General features: G+C 67.8%; 16 protein-coding genes. 5 read left to right on the forward strand and 11 right to left on the reverse strand.

Annotated features, from left to right (window positions below):
* Positions 1 to 2: 2 nt before the first annotated feature.
* Together BLS50_RS01625 and BLS50_RS01630 are read right to left on the reverse strand one after the other, a co-directional pair.
* Positions 3 to 2099 carry a TonB-dependent receptor gene (locus tag BLS50_RS01625; protein WP_074802743.1) on the reverse strand — a complete coding sequence of 699 codons (2097 nt, stop codon included), beginning with the start codon at positions 2097 to 2099 and terminating at the stop codon, positions 3 to 5.
* A gap of 441 nt (positions 2100 to 2540) precedes the next feature.
* Positions 2541 to 3464: a LysR family transcriptional regulator gene (locus tag BLS50_RS01630; protein ID WP_074800242.1), complete on the reverse strand. Its 924-nt coding sequence runs from the start codon at positions 3462 to 3464 to the stop codon at positions 2541 to 2543.
* A 118-nt stretch (positions 3465 to 3582) separates the two neighbouring features.
* On the opposite strand from BLS50_RS01630, the gene BLS50_RS01635 reads away from it, so the two are divergent.
* Genes BLS50_RS01635 through BLS50_RS01645 form a run of 3 tightly spaced genes read left to right on the forward strand, consistent with a single transcriptional unit; the run spans position 3583 to position 5838 of the window.
* Positions 3583 to 4464 carry an intradiol ring-cleavage dioxygenase gene (locus BLS50_RS01635; RefSeq protein ID WP_027813747.1) on the forward strand — a complete coding sequence of 294 codons (882 nt, stop codon included), beginning with the start codon at positions 3583 to 3585 and terminating at the stop codon, positions 4462 to 4464.
* Positions 4461 to 4763 (forward strand): Dabb family protein, encoded by a 303-nt coding sequence (locus BLS50_RS01640; protein WP_074800245.1) that lies wholly within the window; start codon positions 4461 to 4463, stop codon positions 4761 to 4763. Before BLS50_RS01635 ends, BLS50_RS01640 begins: the two co-directional genes overlap by 4 nt.
* A 7-nt stretch (positions 4764 to 4770) precedes the next feature.
* A complete protein-coding gene (locus BLS50_RS01645; protein WP_074800248.1) occupies positions 4771 to 5838 on the forward strand; it encodes a maleylacetate reductase in 1068 nt (355 codons plus the stop codon).
* Positions 5839 to 5957: 119 nt separating this feature from the next.
* On the opposite strand, the gene BLS50_RS01650 is transcribed toward BLS50_RS01645, so the two are convergent.
* Both BLS50_RS01650 and BLS50_RS01655 read right to left on the reverse strand, forming a co-directional pair.
* Positions 5958 to 6398: a nuclear transport factor 2 family protein gene (locus BLS50_RS01650; protein ID WP_074800251.1), complete on the reverse strand. Its 441-nt coding sequence runs from the start codon at positions 6396 to 6398 to the stop codon at positions 5958 to 5960.
* 46 nt (positions 6399 to 6444) lie between these two features.
* Entirely contained in the window at positions 6445 to 8469 is a 2025-nt protein-coding gene (locus BLS50_RS01655) for an oxidoreductase (RefSeq protein WP_074800253.1), read from the reverse strand.
* A 151-nt stretch (positions 8470 to 8620) separates the two neighbouring features.
* Here BLS50_RS01655 and BLS50_RS01660 point away from each other — a divergent pair, with 151 nt between their 5' ends.
* Positions 8621 to 9187: a PadR family transcriptional regulator gene (locus BLS50_RS01660; RefSeq protein WP_027813742.1), complete on the forward strand. Its 567-nt coding sequence runs from the start codon at positions 8621 to 8623 to the stop codon at positions 9185 to 9187.
* A gap of 160 nt (positions 9188 to 9347) precedes the next feature.
* Here the strand turns inward: BLS50_RS01660 and BLS50_RS01665 are convergent, their stop codons facing one another.
* From BLS50_RS01665 to wecB, 7 genes are all read right to left on the reverse strand, one after another.
* Positions 9348 to 10328 (reverse strand): NADPH:quinone oxidoreductase family protein, encoded by a 981-nt coding sequence (locus BLS50_RS01665; protein ID WP_074800257.1) that lies wholly within the window; start codon positions 10326 to 10328, stop codon positions 9348 to 9350.
* A gap of 142 nt (positions 10329 to 10470) precedes the next feature.
* Positions 10471 to 12297 carry an acyl-CoA dehydrogenase gene (locus BLS50_RS01670; RefSeq protein WP_074800260.1) on the reverse strand — a complete coding sequence of 609 codons (1827 nt, stop codon included), beginning with the start codon at positions 12295 to 12297 and terminating at the stop codon, positions 10471 to 10473.
* A 109-nt stretch (positions 12298 to 12406) separates the two neighbouring features.
* Positions 12407 to 13174 (reverse strand): class II aldolase/adducin family protein, encoded by a 768-nt coding sequence (locus tag BLS50_RS01675; protein WP_074800265.1) that lies wholly within the window; start codon positions 13172 to 13174, stop codon positions 12407 to 12409.
* A gap of 72 nt (positions 13175 to 13246) precedes the next feature.
* Positions 13247 to 15571, reverse strand: coding sequence for a xanthine dehydrogenase family protein molybdopterin-binding subunit (locus BLS50_RS01680; RefSeq protein WP_074800268.1), 2325 nt, complete (start codon positions 15569 to 15571; stop codon positions 13247 to 13249).
* On the reverse strand, positions 15568 to 16029 hold the full coding sequence (locus tag BLS50_RS01685; RefSeq protein ID WP_074800271.1) for a (2Fe-2S)-binding protein: 462 nt from the start codon (positions 16027 to 16029) through the stop codon (positions 15568 to 15570). The genes BLS50_RS01680 and BLS50_RS01685 overlap by 4 nt, the downstream gene beginning before the upstream one ends.
* A gap of 334 nt (positions 16030 to 16363) precedes the next feature.
* Complete coding sequence (locus BLS50_RS01690; RefSeq protein ID WP_011694252.1) at positions 16364 to 17374, reverse strand: zinc-binding dehydrogenase; 1011 nt, start codon at positions 17372 to 17374, stop codon at positions 16364 to 16366.
* A gap of 305 nt (positions 17375 to 17679) precedes the next feature.
* On the reverse strand, positions 17680 to 18897 hold the full coding sequence (gene wecB, locus BLS50_RS01700; RefSeq protein ID WP_074800278.1) for a non-hydrolyzing UDP-N-acetylglucosamine 2-epimerase: 1218 nt from the start codon (positions 18895 to 18897) through the stop codon (positions 17680 to 17682).
* 1184 nt (positions 18898 to 20081) lie between these two features.
* Between wecB and BLS50_RS01710 the strand changes: the two genes are divergently transcribed.
* Positions 20082 to 21653, forward strand: coding sequence for a glycosyltransferase family 2 protein (locus BLS50_RS01710; protein ID WP_074800283.1), 1572 nt, complete (start codon positions 20082 to 20084; stop codon positions 21651 to 21653).
* Positions 21654 to 21656 lie beyond the last annotated feature (3 nt).

A 21656-nucleotide genomic window follows, 5' to 3' on the forward strand; every position in this document is an offset into this window, starting at 1 on the left:
CCCTAGAAGCGCATCGTCGCGACGAGCTCCGCCGAGCGCGACGGACCGAGCAGCCATTGCTCGCCGCCGTTCGACGTCGTCACCGCGTACGTGCGGTTCGCGAGATTGCGCAGATACAGCGCGAGCTCGGTGCGCGACGTCGGCTGCCAGCGCAGCGACGCATCGAACACCGTATACGACGGCACCTGTACGCGATTCGCATCGTCGCCGTAGGTCGCGCCGACGTAACGCACGCCCGCATTCGCGTGCCAGCGCTCGGCGAATGCCCAGCCGAGCCACAGGTTCGCGGTCTGCTGCGGCACGCCCGACGGCACATTGCCAGCCCGCGACACCGTCGCGCCGCCGACCGTCTGGTTGAATGCGTCGTAGCGCGCACGCAGCAGCGCGACGTTCGCCTCGATCGTCCAGCCGTGCGGCAGCCGCGCGCCGCCGGTCAGCTCGACGCCGCGCGACGACTGCCGGCCGACCTGCTGGCGCAGCGCCGGATTGAACGGATCGGTGCTGAGCAGGTTGCGCTTCGTGATGTCGTACACCGCGACCGTCCAGTACGCGCGACCGTCGAGCAGCGTCTGCTTGAGCCCGGCTTCCCACTGTTCGCCAGTCGCGAGCCGGTAGTTCATCTGCGACGCGGACAGCGTCACGAGCGAGCCGACGCCCTCCGCGCCCGTCGTGTACTGCGCATAGGCGGTGAACGTCGGCGCGATGTCGAACACGACACCGGTGCGCCAACCGACGTTCGCGAACCGCTTGTCGAAGCCCGCGCCGGTCGCCGCCTGCTCGCGACTGAACGCGATGTGGTCGTAGCGCAGGCCGCTCACCCACGCGAGCCGCGGCAGCACCTCGAGCCGGTTCTCCGCGAATACCGCCGCCTGCCGTGCGCGCGTGCTGAATTGCGGCACGGTCGGATCGGGGCTCGTGAATACACCAGGATCGAAGCCGTGCGCCGGCACCGTCGTTTCGCCGCCGTACGGCGAATTGTTGATGCCGCTGAACGTGATCTGGCTGAATTCCGTGCCGACGACGAAACGGTTCGCGCGACCGAACAGCATCCCGTCGAAACGCGCGCTCAGCCGGTCGCCGATCTGCCGCTGATGATGGCCGATGTCGAGATAGTCGCCGCGCGTGACGCGCGCGGTCGCGGGGTCGAGCACATACGATTCGGCGTTACGCCAGTGACGGTTCGATGTCAGGTAGTAGAGCTGGTTGTCGATCGTCACGCCGGGCGCGGGCCGGTAGCGGGCCGACAGGCGCGTCCACTGGTCGTAGTACGAAATCGTCGCGTCGCCGACCGTGTAGTTCAGCTTGCGCAGCGACGGATCGAGCACGCCGTGCGGCGCCGGCACGCCATAGTAGGTCGCGGGCATCTGGCGCCCGTAGTCGTAGTCGAGCGTCAGCGTGAGCTGCGGGCTCACGTCGAATGTCAGCGCGCCGCCGATGGCCGTCGTATGCGTATCGGCCCGCTCGGCGAGACCGTTCGCACGCGCATCGCTCGCATGGAAGCGGTACGACAGCCGCGGGCCGAGCGCGCCCGTCGTATCGAACGCGAAGCGCTTCGCGCCGTCGGGGCCGACGCCCGCCTGCAGCGTCGTCTCGCGCGTGCGCTGCGGCCGCTTCGGCACCACGTTCACGACTCCTCCGATCGCCCCTTCGCCGTACAGCACCGATGCCGGGCCGCGCAGCACCTCGATGCGCGCGACCGACCACGTGTCGAACGGAAACGTGATCGTGCCGGCCGCCGGCATCAACCGCACGCCGTCGAGCAGCGTCATCACCGATTCCTGCCCGCTGAAGCCGCGCACACTCAGGGCGGTGCCGCCGGTGCCCGGTGCGATCGCGCTCGCAAAGCCGGCCGTGCGCGTGACCGCGTCGAGTACCGTGCGATCGCCGCGTGCGTCGATCGTATCGGCCGTGACGGTTTCGACGCTCGCGGGCGTGTCGAGGCTGGCGAGCCCGAGCCGCGAGCCGGTTTCGAGCGGTTGCGTCAGCGGACCGGCCGACGCGGACGACGCAGTGACGTTGATCGCCGGCAGCGCGTGCCGGTCGTCCGGCGCCGGCGCCGACGCCGCGGCTTCGGCGGCCAGCGCGCCGGTGGTGGCCATCGCGCAGCCCAGCAAGGTCGTGCACCTGCGTGCCGCGCGGATGCGCCAGGCGCCCGTGGTCCGGCGCGGCGCGGCATGGCGCCGCTCCCCGCGCGCCGGGGTATGTCCGGTTCTCGTCACGTCGTATCGATCTTCGTTGGTGTCGCCGCATGCGGCCGGCCCGGGCAGCCCGGCCGGCCGGCGACGAAAACGTCAGATGATACAATATATCAACTTGATCCGTCAGGGTTTCGACAGCTTGTGTTCCGCGCTGTGCGTCCCGCCGCAATGCGTAGCGCACGTCGTCTCCAGACCGCTGGTTCTCGTGCATTCACGAGCCGGGCTCTGCCGGCCCGGGGAGACGCAACGTAAAACGCACGACAGCGGCGAAAAAGACGACGCTCGGGAGAACAGTTCCCCGTCATGCGGAGCAATACGCGGCAGCGCCGTGCCGGCCCCCGCTCAGCGGCCGACCTCCTTCCACTTGCGCGCAAGCCCGAGCCGTTCGAAACGCTCGATCAGGAACTCGGTGAAGACGCGGATCTTCGCCGGCTGGTGACGGCGGCTCTGATACGCGATGTTGACGGTGAGCGCCGGCAGTTGCCAGTCGGTCAGCACCGGCACCAGCTTCCCCGCGACGATATCGTCGTGAATGATGTAAAGCGGCTGGATCAGGATACCGAGCCCGGCGAGCGCCGCGGCACGGATCACCTGCCCTTCGTTCGCGTCGAGCACGCTCTTGATCGTGACCGACTGCTTCTTCGCCCCGTGGCGGAAATGCAGCACGTACGGATCGTTCGCGAGGTTATAGACCAGCAGCCGGTGCTCGCCCAGCGCGTCGGGCGTCGCCGGCGCGCCGTGCTTCGCCAGATACCCGGGCGACGCGGCCAGCACGCGCCGCGTCTCGGCGAGCTTGCGCACGGTGATACCCGAATCCGCTTCATGTTCGCGCGTGCGGATCGCCACGTCGATGCCGGCCTCGATGAAATCCGGATAACGGTTCGCCGCGACGATCTGCACGTTCAGGTTCGGGTAGCGCCGGTGAAACTCGGGCAGCGCGGGCGCGATGTAGATCGACGCGAACGATACCGACGCGGTCACGCGCAGCGTGCCGGCCGGGTTGACGCTCGCTTCGTTGACGGCGGCATCCGCTTCCGACAGCTCCGTCAGGATCGCGACGCAACGCCGGTGATACTCGTGCCCGGCGTCGGTCAGCCACAGCCGGCGCGTGGTCCGCTCGACGAGCCGCGCGCCCAGCCGTTCTTCCAGCGCGGTCAGGCAACGGCTCGCCGCCGCGCTCGACATGCCGAGCCGCTCGGCGGCCTTCGACAGGCTGCCGAGCTCCGCCACCTGCACGAAAAATTCGATCTGAGTCCACTTGTCCATGCGTTCGATTCTTCCACCTGGCGGAGAACAAAACTCCTCCAAACCCACTTTTTTACGATTCGGGGAGGAATTAATGTTACGTCAATGCGCCATCGAACGACATCAGGAGACAACCCCAATGCGCAATCTCAACGAAGACACCATCACGCAAGCCGTGATCGCGTCGCTCTCCGGCTGTCGCGACGAGCGGCTGCGCACGGTGATGACGAGCCTCGTCCAGCACCTGCATTCGTTCGCCCGCGAAACGAAGCTCACCGAGGCCGAATGGCAAGCCGCGATCGGCTTCCTGACGGCGGTCGGCCACATCACCGACGACAAGCGCCAGGAGTTCATCCTGCTGTCCGACGTGCTCGGACTCTCGACGCTCGTGACCGCGCAGAACCATGCGAAACCGGCCGGCTGCACGGAGGCGACCGTGTTCGGGCCGTTCTACGTCGACGGCAGCCCCGAATTCGGGATGTTCGACGACATCGCGAACGGCGCATGCGGCGAGCCGTGTTTCGTGTCGGGTCGGGTGCGCGGCATCGACGGCACGCCGGTCGCGCATGCATCGCTCGAAGTGTGGCAAGCCGACGAGGACGGCCACTACGACGTGCAGTTGCCGGACGACGACGGATCGGTCACGCATCGCGCGCGCGGCCGGCTGCGCAGCGGCGCCGACGGCCGCTATGCGTTCCGCTCGATCCTCGCCGAGCCGTATCCGATTCCGCACGACGGCCCCGTCGGCGCGATGCTCGATGCGCTTGGCCGTCATCCGTGGCGCCCCGCCCACCTGCACTTCATGATCGAAGCACGCGGCTACGAAACCCTGATCACGCACGTGTTCCGCGACGGCGACCGCTATCTCGACTCCGATGCGGTGTTCGGCGTGCGCTCGACGCTCGTCGCGGACTGGGTCCGGCATCCGCCCGGCATCGCACCCGACGGTTCGCGCATGGACACGCCGTTCTACACGCTCGACTACGACTTCGTGCTGAACCGCGCGGAGCGTGCTGCATGATCCGGCACGTCGTGATGTGGAAGGTTGCGGGCGCAACCGACCACGAACGCACCGCCGCGCGTGCCACCGTGAAGACCGCGTTCGAAAGCCTGCGCGGCCGGATTCCTGGCATGACGCACCTCGAGATCGGCGCGGATTTCAGCGCGGCCGATTATGCGTTCGACCTGATCCTCGTCGCCGACTTCGAGTCGCGCGAAGCGCTCGACGGGTACGCGACGCATCCCGAACACGCACGCGTGCGCGACGCACTGACCGGGCTGCGCATCGCGCGCCATCAGGTCGACTACGCAACGGAGTGACGCCCCCATGAACTTCATCTACCAGGCACGCCCCGCACGCGTGATCTTCGGCGCGGGCAGTCTCGAACATCTCGAACGCGAAGTGCTGGAACTCGGTGCGCGGCGCGCGATCGTGCTGTGCACGCCGGAGCAGCGAGACCTCGCCGAGCGCATCGTCGAGCGGCTCGGCGCGCGCGCCGCCGGACTGTACGACCGCGCGACGATGCACGTGCCGATCGAGATCGCCCGCGATGCGCAGGCGTTCGCCCGCTCCTGCGACGCCGATTGCGCGGTCGCGATCGGCGGCGGCTCGACGATCGGCCTCGGCAAGGCCATCGCGCTCGAAAGCAGTCTGCCGATCCTCGCGATCCCGACGACCTACGCCGGCAGCGAAATGACGCCGATCTACGGCATCACCGAAGGCGGCGTGAAGCGCACCGGCAACGACGCACGCGTACTGCCGAAGACGGTGATCTACGACCCCGCGCTCACGGTCACGCTGCCGGTCGAACTGTCGGTGACGAGCGGCCTCAACGCGATCGCGCATGCGGCGGAAGGGCTCTACGCGAACAACGCGAATCCCGTCATGAGCCTCGTGGCCGAAGAAGGCATTCGCGCGCTGGCGCGCGGCCTGCCCGGCGTGCGGCGCGACCCGGCCGATCTCGACGCGCGCGGCGATGCGCTCTACGGCGCGTGGCTGTGCGGGATGGTGCTCGGCAACGTCGGCATGGCGCTGCACCACAAGCTCTGCCATACGCTCGGCGGCAGCTTCGATCTGCCGCACGCGCCGACCCACACGGTCGTGCTGCCGCATGCACTCGCGTACAACGCGGCGCACGCACCGGGCGCGATGCAGCGGATCGCCCGCGCGATCGGCACGAACGACGCCGCGCGGGGCCTCTACGCGCTGGCCCGCGACAATGGCGCGCCGGTGTCGTTGAAGGCGATCGGCATGCGGGAAGCCGACCTCGATCGCGCCGCCGATCTCGCGGCCGCGAATCCGTACTGGAACCCGCGCCCGGTCGAGCGCGACGGCCTGCGCGCGCTGCTGCAGGATGCCTTCGACGGCAACCTGCCCGGTTCGACGATGCGCTGAACCCGCACCCACCACACACCAATAAACGAAACCGTCATTGCGACTGGTTCGTCGAGCGGCTTGCGCGGGCGTGACGACATGCGGCGGCGGCCCGCGCCTCGCGGCAACCGCCGCGCTGCTCAACCGCCGGTCTTGAACGCCGGCAACTGCTGCCCGAGCCGCGCGCCCATTTCCGCGCCGAGCGCCTGCAGCGCATTGAACGGCCGGATCATGACCTCGAATTCGACGATCCGGCCGTCATCGTCGAAGCGGATCATGTCGATCCCCTTCAGCGCCTTGTCGCCGATGGTCGCGCCGAACTCCAGCACGACGCTCTTGCCGTCGTCGGTCGCGAACTGGCGGTGATACGTGAAGTTCTCGAGGATCGTGATCACCGTGCGCAGCGCCATCAGCAGCGCGGGCGCCGGCCCGTACGGCTTGAACGCCATCGGCGAACGGAACGTGGCGTCCGGATGGACGATCGATTCCAGCGCGCCGAAATCCTTGCGTTCGACCATCGCGTGCCATGCGTCGAGCGATTTCGCGACGGCGGGATGAACATTCAGCGGCGAGTGCGTCATCGCAGTCTCCAGTAACGTGGTTGGACGGGGAAGAAACGAATCGGTATCAAAGGGTCGCGGCCAGCGTCGTGCCCTGGTGAATCGCGCGCTTCGCATCGAGTTCGGCGGCCTCGCATGCGCCGCCGATCAGATGCACGCGGCAGCCGGCTGCCTGCAGTTGCTCCGCCAGCTCCCGCGACGGCTCCTGCCCCGCGCAGATCACCACGTTGTCCACCGGCAGCGTCTGCTCGACGCCGTCGATCGTCACGTGAAGACCTTCATCGTCGATGCGCCGGTAGGTGACCGCCGACGACATCCCGACGCCGCGCGCCTTCAGCGCCGTACGGTGAATCCATCCGGTGGTCTTGCCGAGCCCGTCGCCGACCTTCGACGCCTTGCGCTGCAGCAGATGCACGTGCCGCGCCGCCGGCTCGGGCCGCGCGTCGCCCAGCCCGCCGGCATGCGCATACGACCGGTCGACGCCCCATTCGCTGAAGAACCGGTCAGCGTCGACACGGTCGTCGCCGTCGCGATGAACGAGATATTCGGCGACGTCGAAGCCGATGCCGCCCGCGCCGACGATCGCGACGCTGCGGCCCACGGCCTTGTCGTCGCGCAGCACGTCGAGATAGCCGAGCGCTTTCGGATGTCCGATGCCGTCGATCGGCGGCGTGCGCGGCACGATGCCCGTCGCGATCACCACTTCGTCGAATTCGCCCTGCAACAGCATCTCGGCGGTCGCGCGCGTGTTGACGTGCAGCGCGATGCCGCGCAATTCGATCTGCCGACGGAAATAGCGCAGCGTCTCGTTGAACTCTTCCTTGCCGGGCACCTTCTTCGCGATGTTGAACTGGCCGCCGATCTCGGCGCCCGCTTCGTACAGCGTGACCGCATGACCGCGTTCGGCCGCCGTGACCGCGAAGCCGAGGCCCGCCGGCCCGGCGCCGACCACCGCGATCCGCTTGCGCTGCGGCGCGGGCTGGATCACGAGCTCGGTTTCATGACACGCACGCGGATTCACGAGGCACGACGTGATCCTGCCGCTGAACGTATGGTCGAGGCATGCCTGGTTGCAGCCGATGCACGTGTTGATTTCGTCCGCGCGCCCTTCCCGCGCCTTGCGAACGAACTCGGCATCGGCAAGGAACGGCCGCGCCATCGACACCATGTCGCAATAGCCGTCGGCGAGCAGTTGCTCGGCGACTTCCGGCGTGTTGATCCGGTTGGTCGCGACGAGCGGGATGCCGACCTTGCCCATCAGTTGCCGCGTCACCCACGCATACGCGGCGCGCGGCACCTTGGTCGCGATGGTCGGAATGCGCGCCTCGTGCCAGCCGATGCCGGTATTGAGGATCGTCGCGCCCGCCGCCTCTATCGCCTGCGCGAGCCGGATCACCTCGTCGAGCGTCGAGCCGCCTTCGACGAGATCGAGCATCGACAGCCGGTAGATGACGATGAAGTTCGTGCCGACACGCTCGCGCACGCGCCGCACGATCTCGACCGCGAAGCGGATGCGGTTCTCGTACGCGCCGCCCCATGCATCGTCGCGATGGTTCGTGCGTGCGGCGATGAATTCGTTGATCAGGTAGCCCTCGGACCCCATGATCTCGACGCCGTCGTAGCCCGCATGCTGCGCGAGCGCCGCGCATCGCACGAAATCGGCGATCGTCTCGTCGACCTCATCGCTCGTCAGCGCATGCGGCGTGAACCGGTTGATCGGCGCCTTCAGCGCACTGGGCGCCGCGAGCGCCGGGTGATACGCGTAGCGCCCGAAATGCAGGATCTGCAACGCGATCCTGCCGCCCTCCGCCTGCACCGCGCGCGTCACGACGCGATGACGCTCGGCTTCCGCTTCGGTCGTCAGCATCGCGCCGCCGGGCGCCGGACGGCCGCGCTCGTTCGGCGCGAAGCCGCCCGTGACGATCAGGCCGGCCTCGCCGCGCGCACGTTCCGCATAGAACGCGGCCATCCGCTTGAAACCGTTCGGCGCTTCCTCCAGGCCCACGTGCATCGACCCCATCAACACGCGGTTCCTGAGCGACGTGAAGCCGAGTTCGAGCGGGGTCGTCAAATGCGGATAACGGGAAGCCATCGGGTGTCTCCATGTTTATGCAACAAGTTGCATTGATGGTAGCTCGCCGGCTTTGTTTGTGCAACATGTTGCATAAAAGCACCCGCGTCGTTTGTGCTGCGGCCCCGATATGGCAAGATGCGGTTCATTCCGCAGCCTTCGCCGATTCGACATGTCCCTGCCGCACGCGCTTCTCACCGCCCTCGCCGAACGCCCCGGTTCGGGGTCCGAGCTCGCCGATCGCTTCGATCGTTCGATCGGCTATTTCTGGCAGGCGACGCACCAGCAGATCTATCGCGAACTCGGGCGTCTCGAGGAAATGGGCTGGATCGAATCGCTGCCCGCCGAGTCCGGCCGCGGCCGCAAGCGTGCGTATCGAATCCTGCCGGCCGGCAAGAAGGAATTGCGCCGCTGGATCGCCGAACCGGAAGATCCGACGCCGCTGCGCGAAGCGTTGATGGTGCGCCTGCGCGCGGAAGCCGTGCTCGGGCCGGCCGGCCTCGAGGACGAGATCCGGCGGCGCATCGCGCTGCATCAGGAAAAGCTGGACTTGTATCTGCAGATCGAGGCGCGTGACTTTGTGGCGGCCGGCGACCCGGCGACCGGCGACCCCGCGGCCGGCGATTCACGCACGAAGCGCCTGCAGCATCTGGTGCTGCAGGCCGGCATCGCGAACGAGCGGTTCTGGGTCGAGTTCTCGCAGCATGCGCTCGACACGCTGCGTTTGCCGAAGGATTGAAGCGGCTGACGAAGAACGCGCGTTGTCCGTTTCACCGCCGATCGACATTGCGCGCCTGTGTAGCGGATCGCAACGCTCTACAGCAGCCCGCGCGCCGCGCCCGCCGTCGTGAAAAACCCACCGCGCGGCCCGCATTGAATCACCGCGCGGCGAACCCCGATCACGCGTCCGGAAAAATCACCACCTTGCCCTTCACCTGCCGGTTCGCCATCCGCGCGATCGCGTCGGCCGCGCCGTCCAGCGACACGCGCTCGGTGATCGCGGGCCGCACCTTGCCCGCTGCGAACCATTCGGCGAGCAGCCGCATGTTCGCGGCATGCTGTGCCGGGTCGCGCCGCACCGCATCGCCCCAGAACACGCCGAGAATGTCGCGCTCCTTCAGCAGCGCAAGATTCAACGCGATCTTCGGAATCTCGCCGGCCGCGAAACCGACCACGAGGAACCGGCCGCGCCACGCGGTCGCGCGCAGCGCCGCTTCGCTGTACGCGCCGCCCACCGGATCGTAGACGACGTCGGCGCCGCGGCCGCCCGTCAGTTCGTCCACGCGGCGGCGCAAGTCTTCGGTCGCATAGTCGATCGTCTCGTCGGCGCCCGCTTCACGGCACAGCGCGAGCTTGTCCGCGCTCGACGCTGCCGCGATCACGCGCGCACCGAGCGCCTTCGCAATCTCGATCGCGGCGATCCCGACGCCGCCGGCCGCGCCCAGCACGAGCAGCGTCTCGCCCGCCTGCAGGCGCGCACGCTGCTGCAACGCATGCAGCGACGTGCCGTAGGCGAGCACGAGCGCCGCGCCCTGCTCGAACGTCATGCCGGGCGGCAGCGCGGCGAGCTGCCGCGCATCGGCCACGCACTGCTGCGCGAACCCGCCGTGCCCGGTAAACGCCATCACCGAATCGCCGGGCCGCCACGCGGTGACGCCCTCGCCGACCGCGTCGATCACGCCGGCGAACTCGGCGCCCGGCGAAAACGGCAGCGCCGGTTTCACCTGATACAACCCCTGGACGATCAGCGCGTCGGGAAAATTGAGCGATGCCGCCTTCACCTGGATCCGGACCTGCCCGGCGGCCGGTTCGGGAATCGCGACGTCCTCGATGCGCAAGCGGTCGATCGGGCCGAATGCGGTACACAACAGGGCTTTCATGCGCTTCTGTCTCCTTGCGCGGCGTGGCCGGGCATCGGTACGGTGTGCGGGATGGCCCCGCGCGGCCGGTTCGCGACGAGCATGCGATGGCCATCGGCATCGGCACGATCGTCGGTATTCCGGAATGTCGTTGAAACCACGTTCAGAACCACGCGTCGCGCATGTCGAGCGTCGTCGTGTCGACGCTCGACAGCAGGTCGAGCTGCGCATCCACCTTCGGCAGTTCCCAGCGGAAGAAGTAACGGGCCGCCGCACGCTTGCCGTCGTGGAAATCGCCGTCCTGCCCGTGCGCGGCGAGCGTCACGTCGAGCCACAGCCACGCAACGACGAGATGGCCGAACGCTTCGAGATACACGCTCGCATTCGCCAGCCGCGTCCGCGGATCGCCGATCGCGCTCAACTGATGCGTCACGTCGCACAGTCTCGCCCAACGCTGCGCCAACGCATCGGCCTGCTCGCACGCGCCGGCATCCAGTGCTCGCGCGCGCTCGACGGTCGTGCCGATCCGCGCATCGAGCGCGCGCAGCGATGCGCCGTCGTCCTGCGTGACCTTGCGGCCCAGCAGATCGAGCGCCTGGATACCGTGCGTGCCTTCGTGAATCGGATTCAGGCGGTTGTCGCGATAGAGCCGTTCGACCGCGTAGTCGCGCGTGTAGCCGTAGCCGCCGTGCACCTGGATCGCGAGATCGTTCGCGGCCAGACACCACTGCGACGGCCAGCTCTTCGCGATCGGCGTCAGGATGTCGAGCAGGCGCGTAGCCTCGGCGCGCACCGTCGCATCGCCGTGCGCGCGCGCTTCGTCGACCAGCCTCGCGCAGTACAGGATCAACGCGAGACCGCCTTCGACATAGGCCTTCTGCGCGAGCAGCATGCGCCGCACGTCCGGATGGTCGACGATCGGTGCCTGCAGCGCGGCCGCATCCTTGGCCGCAGGCCCGAGCGGGCGGCCTTGCGGGCGGTTGCGCGCGTAGTCGAGCGCATGCAGATAACCGGTGTAGCCGAGCGCCACCGCGCCCGCGCCGACCCCGATACGCGCCTCGTTCATCATATGGAACATGTAGGCGAGGCCGTGATTCGGCTGGCCGACCAGATAACCGATCGCGCCCGCGCGCCCTTCGGGCCGATAACGCGTGCCTTCGCCGAAATTCAGCAGGCAGTTGGTCGTGCCGCGATAACCCATCTTGTGGTTCAGCCCGGCGAGCACGACGTCGTTGTGCTCGCCATTCGCGCCATCGATACCGGTCAGGAACTTCGGCACGATGAACAGCGAGATGCCGCGCGTGCCGGGTTGCAGCCGGCCATGTTCGTCGGGGATCTTCGCGAGCACGAGGTGGACGATGTTTTCCGCCAGCTCGTGCTCGCCGCCGGAAATCCACATCTTGTTGCCGGTCAGCCGGTAGCGCGGGCCGAGCGGCGAATCGCCTTCGAAATCGGCGCGCGTCGCGATGTCGGACAGCGACGAGCCGGCTTGCGGTTCGGACAGGCACATCGTGCCGAGGAAACGCCCTTCCAGCTCCGGGCACGCGAACGCGTCGATCTGCGCGGCGCTGCCGTGCGCGACGAGCAGGTTCGCATTGGCGACGGTCAGGAACGGATACGCGGCGGTCGCGATGTTCGCGGCCTGGAAGAACAGGAACGACGCGGCTTCGACGAGCTTCGGCAAGCGCATGCCGCCGAGCGCTTCGTCGTGACCCGCGGCGATCAGGCCGGCGTCCGCGAACGCGCGCACCGCCGGTTCGACTTCCGGGATCAGCGTCACGCGTTCGCCGTCGAACCGCGGCTCCTCGCGATCGCCGCGCGCCGCGTGCGGCGCGAACAGGTCTTCGGCGATCCGCTCGCTGGTGTCGAGCACCGCGTCGAAGGTCTCGCGACTGTGCTCCGCGTAGCGCGGCAGCGCGACGAGCGCTTCGGCGTCGAGCCAGTCATACAGCAGGAACGCGAGATCGCGTCGCGACATCAACAGACTCATCGTGCTGCCTCCCGGGTTGCCGGCCGTGTCAGCCGAATGAAGGGTTGCGTGACTGCAAGCGCTGGCAGGAATTTAGCACGGTCGTTCGCAAACGACAACGGCGCGCAAGCTAGTCCGCGTATCCGGGATTACGTCGATCGAGCCGGCGCAGCAATCCGGGCCAGACGAGCGCCCCCGCGCCCATTCCGCGCGTGACCGCGGCGATCTGCTGCTTGATGCCGTCGAGAATCGGCTGCGCGATCGGCAGCAGCGTCGAGCCGCCCGCCTGCGCGCGCACCTGGATCATGCAGGCCGCTTCGAAGAAGTACATCGCGACGAACGCATCGGCCGGCGTCGCACCGACGGTCAGCAACCCGTGGTTGCGCAACATCAGGTTCGTGTTGCCGCCGAGGTCGTGCACGAGGCGCGCCTTCTCGCCTTCATTGAGCGCGATGCCCTCGTAGTCGTGATAGCCGAGCGACGCCAGCACGCCGAGCGACTGCTGCGACAGCGGCAGCAAGCCCCCTTCCTGCGCCGAGACGGCCACGCCGTTGATCGAATGCGTGTGCATCACGCATTGCGCATCGTCGCGGGCCGCATGCACCGCGCTGTGGATCGTGAAGCCGGCCGGGTTGATCTCGTACGGCGATTCGGACACCTTGCGTCCGTCGAGATCCACCTTGACCAGCGACGACGCCGTGATCTCGTCGAACATCATCCCGTACGGGTTGATCAGGAAGTGGTGCTCGGGGCCGGGCACGCGCGCGGAAATATGAGTGAACACGAGATCGTCCCAGCCGAACAGCGCGGTGAGGCGATACGCGGCCGCCAGGTTGACTCGTGCCTCCCATTCGGCGGGAGAAACCGTCTGTTTCACATTGACATCGGATGAGGTCACGTCACGCTCCTCGTTCAGGGCTCGAAGTGAGCCGGGCCGCACGATGCGGCCCGGCGAGGGACAGATGCTGCGTCAATCGGCCTGCGGTTTCGCGAGCTGATCGGCCACCGGCAGGCTGCGGATACGCGTGCCGGTCGCCGCGAAGATCGCGTTGGTCAGCGCCGGCGCGACGGGCGGCAGGCCCGGTTCGCCGACACCGCCGAGCGGCGTCGCGTAATCGTCCGGCGCGACGAGATGCACGCGGATCTCGCGCGGCGCCTCGTTCATCCTCAGCACCTGGAAGCCGTTGAAGTTGCTCTGCTCCGGGCGGCCGTCCTTGAACGTGATCTCGCCGTGCAGCGCGATGCCGAGCCCCATCACCACCGCGCCCTCGAGCTGCGAACGCACGCGCTCCGGATTGACCTGCGGCCCGCAGTCGATCGCGATGTCGACGCGCGGCACCGAGATCTTGCCGTCCGCGTCGACCTGCACCTCGCACACCGCGGCCGTGTACGACACGAAGCTGCGATGCGCGGCGATCCCGAGCCCGTGCCCCTTCGGCAGCTTGCGCCCCCATCCGGCTTCGCGCGCGACCGTCTCGACCACGCGCCGCAGCCGCCCCGTATCGACCGGATACAGCGCGGGGTCCTCGCCGTAGTTCACGTTTTTCACCGTGATGTGCGGCTCGAAACGCCGCGCGGGCCCGATCAGGTCGAGCAGGAAATCCTTCGGATCGCGGCCGGCCGCATGCGCGAGCTCCGATACGAAACTCTGGATGCCGAACGCATGCGGAATGTTGTACACCGAGCGGAACCAGCCGATCCGCGTGTGCGCTTGCGCGGCCGGATTCTCGATCCGCACGTTCGGAATCGCGAACGGCAGATCCGCGATGCCTTGCGCGAGCTCGCCCGGCTGCTCGTGCACGACGCCGGGCCGGAACGTCGACTGGATCGACGGCGCGACCGTGCGATGCTGCCACGCGACCACCTTCCCCGACGCATCGATCCCGCCGTCGAACGCTTCGAGCGACACCGCGTGGAAGTAGTCGTGCGCGATGTCGTCCTCGCGCGTGAAGGTCAGCTTCACGGGTGCGCCGACCGCCTTCGACAGCAGCGCGGCTTCCACCACGTAGTCGGGCTTCGACTTGCGGCCGAACCCGCCGCCGAGCAGCGTCACGTTGACCGTCACGCGCTCCGTCGGCAAGCCGAGCGCCTTCGCGATTTCGTCGCGCGTGGTCTGCGGCGCCTGCGTGCAGGTCCATACTTCGCAGCGGCCGTCGGCCACCCGCGCGACGGCCGCGGGCGGCTCCATCGTCGCGTGCGCGAGATGCGGAATGTAGTACGTCGCGCGCACGCGTTTCGCCGCACCGGCGAGTGCCGCCGCCGCGTCGCCGTCGCTGCGGATCACGTCGCCCGGCTGCGCGGCAGCCGCTTCGAGCGCCTTGCGATATTCGGCCGAGTCGTAGCCCGCGTTGGGTCCGTGCTTCCAGTCGATCTTCAACTGCGCGCGTGCCTGGATGGCCGTCCACGTATCGTGCGCAATCACGGCTACGCCGCCCAACGGCTGGAAGCCGGAAGGCAGCGGCGTCGACGCCAGTTGCACGACCTTCACGACACCCGGCAGCTTCCCGGCCGCCGATGCATCGAACGACGCCACCGTATCGCCGTAGACCGGCGGGCGCGCGACGACCGCGTACAGCATGCCGTCGAGCCGCGTATCGATCCCGTACTGCGCCCGCCCGCCGACGATGTCGCGTCCGTCGATCAGCGCCGTCTTGCCCTTGCCGATATAGCGGAATTCCGCCGGCGCCTTCAGCACCACGCTTTTCGTATCGGGCACCGGCAGCGCGGCGGCTTTCGCGGCCAGTTCGCCGAAGCCGAGCTTGCGTCCGGTTTTCGTGTCGACGACCTCGTGCACCGTCGCCTTCACCTGGCGCACGTCGACGCCCCACGTCGCTGCCGCGGCCTGCTCGAGCATCGTGCGCGCGGCCGCGCCCGCTCGGCGCAGCGCGGCGAAGCTCTGGCGCAGGCTGCGCGAACCATCGGTGTTCTGGTTGCCGTAGCGCGGCTCGTCGCCTACCGCTTGCGCGACCTTCACGCGTGCCCAGTCCGCGCCGAGCTCGTCGGCCACCACGAGCGCCACGCTCGTACGCACGCCCTGCCCCATCTCGGAGCGGATGCAGGTCACCGTGACGGTGCCGTCCGGGGCGATCGCCACGAACAGGTTCGGATCGTCGCGCAAGCCGTGCGGCATCCCTGCGCCGCCGTACTGCGGATTCGCGCTGACGGGCGGCTGCACCGGCGCGGCCGCCTGCGCGAGCGACGGCACGCCGAACGCGAGCAACAGCCCGCCTGATGCGAAGCCCAGCAGCAGCGCGCGACGGCTTTCGTTGTGCACGGAGAGTTCGGGCGCGCTCATGCGGCACCTCCGCGGCGCACGGCCAGCCGGATCGCCGCACGAATGCGCGTATAGGTGCCGCAGCGGCAGATGTTGCCGGACATCGCACCGTCGATGTCGGCGTCGGTCGGATGGGGATTCGTCTTCAGCAGCGACGCGGCCTGCATGATCTGCCCGGACTGGCAGTAGCCGCATTGCGCGACGTTCAGCTCCTGCCACGCCTGCTGCAGCGGGTGCGTGAGGTCCGTCGACAAGCCTTCGATCGTCGTCACGCGCTTGCCGGCGGCGACCGCAACGGGCGTGATGCACGCGCGGATCGCCACGCCGTCGAGATGCACGGTGCACGCGCCGCACAGCGCCATCCCGCAGCCGAACTTGGTGCCGGTGTGGCCGAGCACATCGCGCAGATACCAGAGCAACGGCATGTCGGGATTGCCGTCGAAGTGCTGCTCGCTACCGTTGACGGTCAGCGTGATCATCGTTCACCTCCTGGTTGCGATGCCCGCCGGGCAGGCATCGAGTGGGGATTCGAACGGCGCGGCGCACATTCCGAACGATCAGGCAGGCGTGGCACCGTTTCGTCGACCGTGTCGCGTGCAGCACGGTCGGGCTGATACTGCGAACGATGCTGTCGGCCGGTTGCCCGCGCAACCTTTCAACGTCACGCCGGCCGGCCGCTCGTCCGCATGGATCGCCGTCCGCATTATCGAACCATTTCGAATTTGACGTCGGATCGACGCGGTTCGAGAGTTTTAGGCAAACGGCACGGGATTTCGGCCGGAAACGGCATGCGTCGACGGCCGATCGCGCCCGTCAGTCGACCAGCACCACGGGCTTGCCCGAGAACCGCCGATGCCGGAGCCCTTCCAGTTGCGCGGGCAACTTCTCGAAGTCGCCCGTGACGCGTGCTTCGGGTTGCATCCGGCCGTTCGCGATACCGGCGAGCAGCATGCTGCCCGCCGTGGTCGTCTCGAGCCACGCCGCATCGTCGCCATACGTGTGCAACGCATTCAGCGCGACTTCATGAAGCGACGCGCTCGACGTGAACGGCGGCAGCGGCGGCGTGTCGAAGCGCCCCTGGATGCACACGATATGCCCGTTCGCGGCCACTGCAGGTGCCCAGCGGGCCGCGTACCGCGCATCGATGCTGTCGAACACCGCATAGAAACGCCGGGCCAGTTCGGGCGTCGCGCCGATCGTTTCATCGACGGCGCCCGGCAGGAAATGGCTTGCCCCTCGCTCGCGCAGGCGCTCCCAATGTCGTTCGTGGCTCGACACCGACACCACGAACCCGCGATCGGCGGCGATCTGCACCAGGTAGTTGCCGACCGCGCCACCCGCGCCGCTGACGAGGATTTCCCTCGCCACGCGGCACGGTACCTTCTCGAGCGCCTGCCATGCGGTCAGCGCCGGGCACGGAACGCTCGCCGCCGTTTCGAAATCGAGCGTGTCGGGCACCGTCAGCAGCACGCCGGCCGCAACCGGCGTGTATTCCGCGAAACTCCCGTGCTCGCCGAGCGCCTGATGATAGGCGACGCGGCGGCCCAGCAGGTAGCGCATCGCGTCGTCCGCAACCGCGACCACCGTGCCCGCGCCATCGACGCCGGGCACATGCCCGAGACGCCAGTTCACGAGCGCGCCGCCAAGCACTTTCCAGTCGACCGGATTGAGACCGATCGCGTGGTTGCGGACCAGCACCTGGCCGGGCTTCAGCCCCGGCATTTCGCGTTGTTCGAGACGCAACTGCGCGGGATGCTCGCTGCCTTGCCAGGTCCACGCCCGATAGCGGGCCGGCAACGAGGCTTGATGAATGAATTGAGTCATGGGGATGGGCATGGTGTGACACGCGACGGGCGCTCGGCGATCCCGTGCAAGTGCGAATGCAACGGACCCCGCATCGGAGTTCCGCCCGTCGATGCGATTTTCGGAAGAGGCGGGGTGGATATCCGCAGAAGTATCCGTGCGCGGCGCCGTTCCGCGAAAGAGGCTTCCGGCGAAAACACTTTTGAATGCATCGGGAAAATGGGTTCCGGGTCGCATACAGGCAAACATCCGGCCGACCTCGCGGCCGGACCGGATGTTTGATGCCTGCGTGGAACACGCCGGCAGGCGCTACCGCGCGTCCTTCTTCACGGCGAGCGCAACGCCTGCAATCCGAGCGTGAGCGCATTGAACGGCATTTCCGCGGCGCCCATCGCAAAACTCGTCGTCTTCGTCGGCACGCCGGGCGTGCGCATCAGCGCGTGAACGATCCGCTCGCTCGCATGGCCGTCGCCATACGGATTGCTCGCGCGCGACATTTCCTCGTAAGCGCTCTCGCTGTCGAACAGCCGCGACGCCTCCCACACGATCCGCTCCCGGTCGGTGCCGACGAGCCGCGCGGTGCCGGCCTGAATCGCTTCGGGCCGCTCGGTCGTCTCGCGCGTGACGAGCACCGGCTTGCCGAGCGCCGGCCCTTCTTCCTGAATGCCGCCCGAATCCGTGATGATGAAATACGCGCGCGACATCAGGAATACGAACGACAGATATTCCTGCGGCTCGATCAGGTAGATGTTGGGAACGCCGCCGAGCCGTGCGCGTGCCGGCTCCCGCACGTTCGGGTTCAGATGCAGCGGATAGACGAATTGCGCATCGCGATAGCGGCCCGCCAGCGTGCACAGCGCGTCGCAGAAATGCCGAAACGGTTCGCCGAAACTTTCGCGGCGATGGCCGGTGATCAGCACGACACGCCGCGACGGCTCGAGGAACGGGAAGTAGGCGGCGATCCGGTCCGACAGCGCGGCGGTGCGATCCAGCATGCGCTTGACCTCGTGCAACGCGTCGATCACGGTATTGCCGGTCAGCGAGACCGCCCCGCCCGGCACGCCTTCGCTCAGCAGGTTGTCGCGCGCCTGCCCGGTGGGGGCGAAATGCCATGACGACACCGCATCGGTCACGCGGCGATTCAGTTCCTCCGGCCACGGCGACCAGATGTCGCCGCTGCGCAAGCCGGCTTCCACGTGACCGACCGGCAGATAGCGATAGAACGCCGCCAGGCTCACCGCGAGCGTGGTCGTCGTATCGCCGTGCACCAGCACGACGTCCGGCCGAAAATCGTCGAAGACGACGCCGATCGCATGAAGAATGCCGGTCGTCACGTCGGTCAGCGTCTGGCCTTGCCGCATCAGGTTGAGATCGTAGTCGGGCTTGATGTCGAACAGCGTCAGCACCTGGTCGAGCATTTCGCGATGCTGCGCGGTCACGCACACCCGGGCGTCGACATCCGCCTGCGCCTTCAGCGCGCGCACCAGCGGCGCCATCTTGATGGCCTCCGGCCGAGTCCCGAACACAAGCAAGATCTTCTTCATCGTTATCCTCGTTTAGCCACTTCGCGCCTGGCGATCCGGCACGTGGCGCGAAGCATGTATTCGGGCGGCGCATCCCGTACTCGCACGCGATCAACACGCGGCGGTGTCGCGGGGCGAGCGCGCCACCTCGTTCGCACGGTCGAAGCCGCGCGAATCGTCGTACTACCGGCGTCCCGTCGTACTGGATCGATCACGTCATGAGCCGTTCCTCGCTGCGTCGAGCATCAGGTCCTCCCACTACAGCAATATTCAAACCAGCCGGCCCGCCTCCCGGCCCGCTTCGTTCCGCGACCATCGCGTGCGAACAGCGCGTCGCGGAATGTTTCACAACTGCTACGGGCACACGCATCGCCGGATCGACACGACAACGATAAACAGCCGGACGTGCGCGCGATCCGTCTGACGACGTCGTCCGATGAATCGTGCATGCATGTCGAGCGCACGCGACACGGCGAATGGCGTGCATCTTTCGACGCGCGTTGCGTCGTCTCGATTCGACGCTTTCGTCTGTGCAGCGCGCGGCGCGCACGCGAGCGTCGGCCGCCATCGCGCGCACCGGATTTCCCCGGCGCACGACGGCGCTTGCATCACACGAATCGGTGCGCGGGAAATGTTGCGAATGTGTAACGCCACGCCAAAACCGGCAAATACATCGGAGTCCGGTCCATTTGTCTCATGTGAAAGCGGCGTTCGTTCAGCGCGCCGGGCCGTCTCGCACACGACGCACGACACACGACGGTCAGCCATGCCAGGCTGCGCCGACAATGCGGCACGACAAGTTGGACCGCCCCGGTCGCCGCGCGACGTGTTCGAATGCGTGCGATCGCCCCTGCGGAGTCGAATGCGGCGCGCACACGCTGATTCGTCAGTGAATCAAAACACGCCGCCCGCGCGCCTCCCGCATTCGCCTGCGGCGCTCGCCCCCTTGTCGCGCGGGGCATGCCGGCAGATGGCGCACGCCTTGCTTAATGTCAGACAGGTGCGTCCCGAAGCACTCGCACGGCAGCAAACAGACGGGGACGCCAAAGCAACGAAGCCGGGAGGCGACGCGACGCGTCCGTCCGGGGCAACCGACAACCGCCCCCTGTGCGACGAACGCGTCACCACCTTCCATTGACATCCGCGCGATCCACGGAGCGCCTTCAGCTCTCATCGGCCGTCGTCGCGGGCACGGGGACCAGGACATGACGAAAACGCGGACGGCGTCACTCTGCGAGCAAGGCATCCTGCTGCTGATCGTGCTGGCCTGCTCGCTGATCGTGCGCGACACCGGATCGCGGGCGATTGCCGAACCGGCCCGCTTCAGCGTGCCCGCCGCCAACATCACGACTGCCGCGAACGCCGCGAACCTCGCGATCGCGATGGAGCGCACCGCGCTCGATAGCGTGACGCTTTCGCTCGCCGCGCAGGCCGCGACCGACACGGACGCGTCGCTCGAACCGCCGCCCGCCGCCACGCCGGGCATCACGTTCGATCCCGAGCTGCTGCTGATGCCGTGCGTGGCGTACCTGTGGCTGTTCACGCTGCTGACGTGCGCGTATGCCGCGCGGCATTACGTATTCAGCCTCGATCGCCTGTTCAAGCCGCAACACGCGCCCTACCGGACGATGACCCACGGCGATTGGCCGCGGCTCACGGTATTCGTCGCCGCCCACAACGAGGAAACGGTCATCGTCGATTGCCTGATGGCGCTGCTGGCCACGACCTACCCGCGCGACCGGCTCACGATCATCCCGGTCAACGACCGCTCGACCGACAACACGCGAGCGTTGATCGACGAGGTCCGGGCACTCGCGCCCGAGCTGATCCAGCCGTTTCACCGCGAAACCGGCAAGCCGGGCAAGGCAGCCGCGCTGAAGGATGCGCTGCGGTTCATCCGCGGCGACATCATGGTGGTATTCGACGCCGACTACCTGCCTCGACCGGGGCTGCTGAAGGAACTCGTCGCGCCGTTCTTCGATCCGGAAGTCGGCGCGGTGATGGGCCGTGTCGTGCCGCAGAACGCCGACAGCAACCTGCTCGCGCGGCTGCTCGATCTCGAGCGCGCGGGCGGCTATCAGGTCAACCAGCAAGCCCGCAACAATCTCGACCTGGTGCCGCAGTACGGCGGCACGGTCGGCGGCATCCGCAAGGGTGCGCTCGACGCCGTGGGCGGCTGGTGCGACGACACGCTCGCCGAAGATACCGACATGACCTACCGCCTGTTGCTGAGCGACTGGCGCACGGTCTATCTGAACCACGCCGAATGTTACGAGGAAGTGCCGGAGCGCTGGGCCGTCCGCGCCCGGCAACTGACCCGCTGGGCGAAGGGCCACAACCAGACGATGCTGCGCTATCTGGTGCCGGTGCTGCGCAATCCGCTGATCTCTCGGCGCTGCCGGCTCGACGGCGCACTGCTGCTCGGCGTGTTCACGATGCCGGCGCTGCTCGCGATCGCGTGGAGCGCCGCGCTCGCGCTCTACCTGTTCAACGGCGTCAACTCGACCGCGCTCGGCCTGCTCCTGTCGCTGTTCGCGCTGTTCTCGTTCAGCACCTTCGGCAACTTCGGCGTGTTCTTCGAGATCGTCGTCGCCGCGCGGCTCGACGGCCGCGCGACGCGCCTGCGGCTCGTGCCGGTCAACGTCGTCGGCTTTTGCGTGACGATCGCGGCGGTCGTCTCCGCGCTCTGGGGACTCGCGCTCGACGCTGCGTTTCGCCGCGAACTGAAATGGGACAAGACCGAGCGTTTTCGCCGGCAGTTGAAACCGGAGCGATGAGCG

It is taken from the genome of Burkholderia orbicola (genome assembly GCF_900100915.1).
Classification (GTDB): domain Bacteria; phylum Pseudomonadota; class Gammaproteobacteria; order Burkholderiales; family Burkholderiaceae; genus Burkholderia; species Burkholderia orbicola.

Bases quoted from the DNA above. Each gene is read 5' to 3' on its own strand.
- BLS50_RS01625 (WP_074802743.1), bottom strand. From the start codon at position 2,099: ATGGCCACCACCGGCGCGCTGGCCGCCGAAGCCGCGGCGTCGGCGCCG.
- BLS50_RS01630 (WP_074800242.1), bottom strand. From the start codon at position 3,464: ATGGACAAGTGGACTCAGATCGAATTTTTCGTGCAGGTGGCGGAGCTC.
- BLS50_RS01635 (WP_027813747.1), top strand. From the start codon at position 3,583: ATGCGCAATCTCAACGAAGACACCATCACGCAAGCCGTGATCGCGTCG.
- BLS50_RS01640 (WP_074800245.1), top strand. From the start codon at position 4,461: ATGATCCGGCACGTCGTGATGTGGAAGGTTGCGGGCGCAACCGACCAC.
- BLS50_RS01645 (WP_074800248.1), top strand. From the start codon at position 4,771: ATGAACTTCATCTACCAGGCACGCCCCGCACGCGTGATCTTCGGCGCG.
- BLS50_RS01650 (WP_074800251.1), bottom strand. From the start codon at position 6,398: ATGACGCACTCGCCGCTGAATGTTCATCCCGCCGTCGCGAAATCGCTC.
- BLS50_RS01655 (WP_074800253.1), bottom strand. From the start codon at position 8,469: ATGGCTTCCCGTTATCCGCATTTGACGACCCCGCTCGAACTCGGCTTC.
- BLS50_RS01660 (WP_027813742.1), top strand. From the start codon at position 8,621: ATGTCCCTGCCGCACGCGCTTCTCACCGCCCTCGCCGAACGCCCCGGT.
- BLS50_RS01665 (WP_074800257.1), bottom strand. From the start codon at position 10,328: ATGAAAGCCCTGTTGTGTACCGCATTCGGCCCGATCGACCGCTTGCGC.
- BLS50_RS01670 (WP_074800260.1), bottom strand. From the start codon at position 12,297: ATGAGTCTGTTGATGTCGCGACGCGATCTCGCGTTCCTGCTGTATGAC.
- BLS50_RS01680 (WP_074800268.1), bottom strand. From the start codon at position 15,571: ATGAGCGCGCCCGAACTCTCCGTGCACAACGAAAGCCGTCGCGCGCTG.
- BLS50_RS01685 (WP_074800271.1), bottom strand. From the start codon at position 16,029: ATGATCACGCTGACCGTCAACGGTAGCGAGCAGCACTTCGACGGCAAT.
- BLS50_RS01690 (WP_011694252.1), bottom strand. From the start codon at position 17,374: ATGACTCAATTCATTCATCAAGCCTCGTTGCCGGCCCGCTATCGGGCG.
- wecB (WP_074800278.1), bottom strand. From the start codon at position 18,897: ATGAAGAAGATCTTGCTTGTGTTCGGGACTCGGCCGGAGGCCATCAAG.
- BLS50_RS01710 (WP_074800283.1), top strand. From the start codon at position 20,082: ATGACGAAAACGCGGACGGCGTCACTCTGCGAGCAAGGCATCCTGCTG.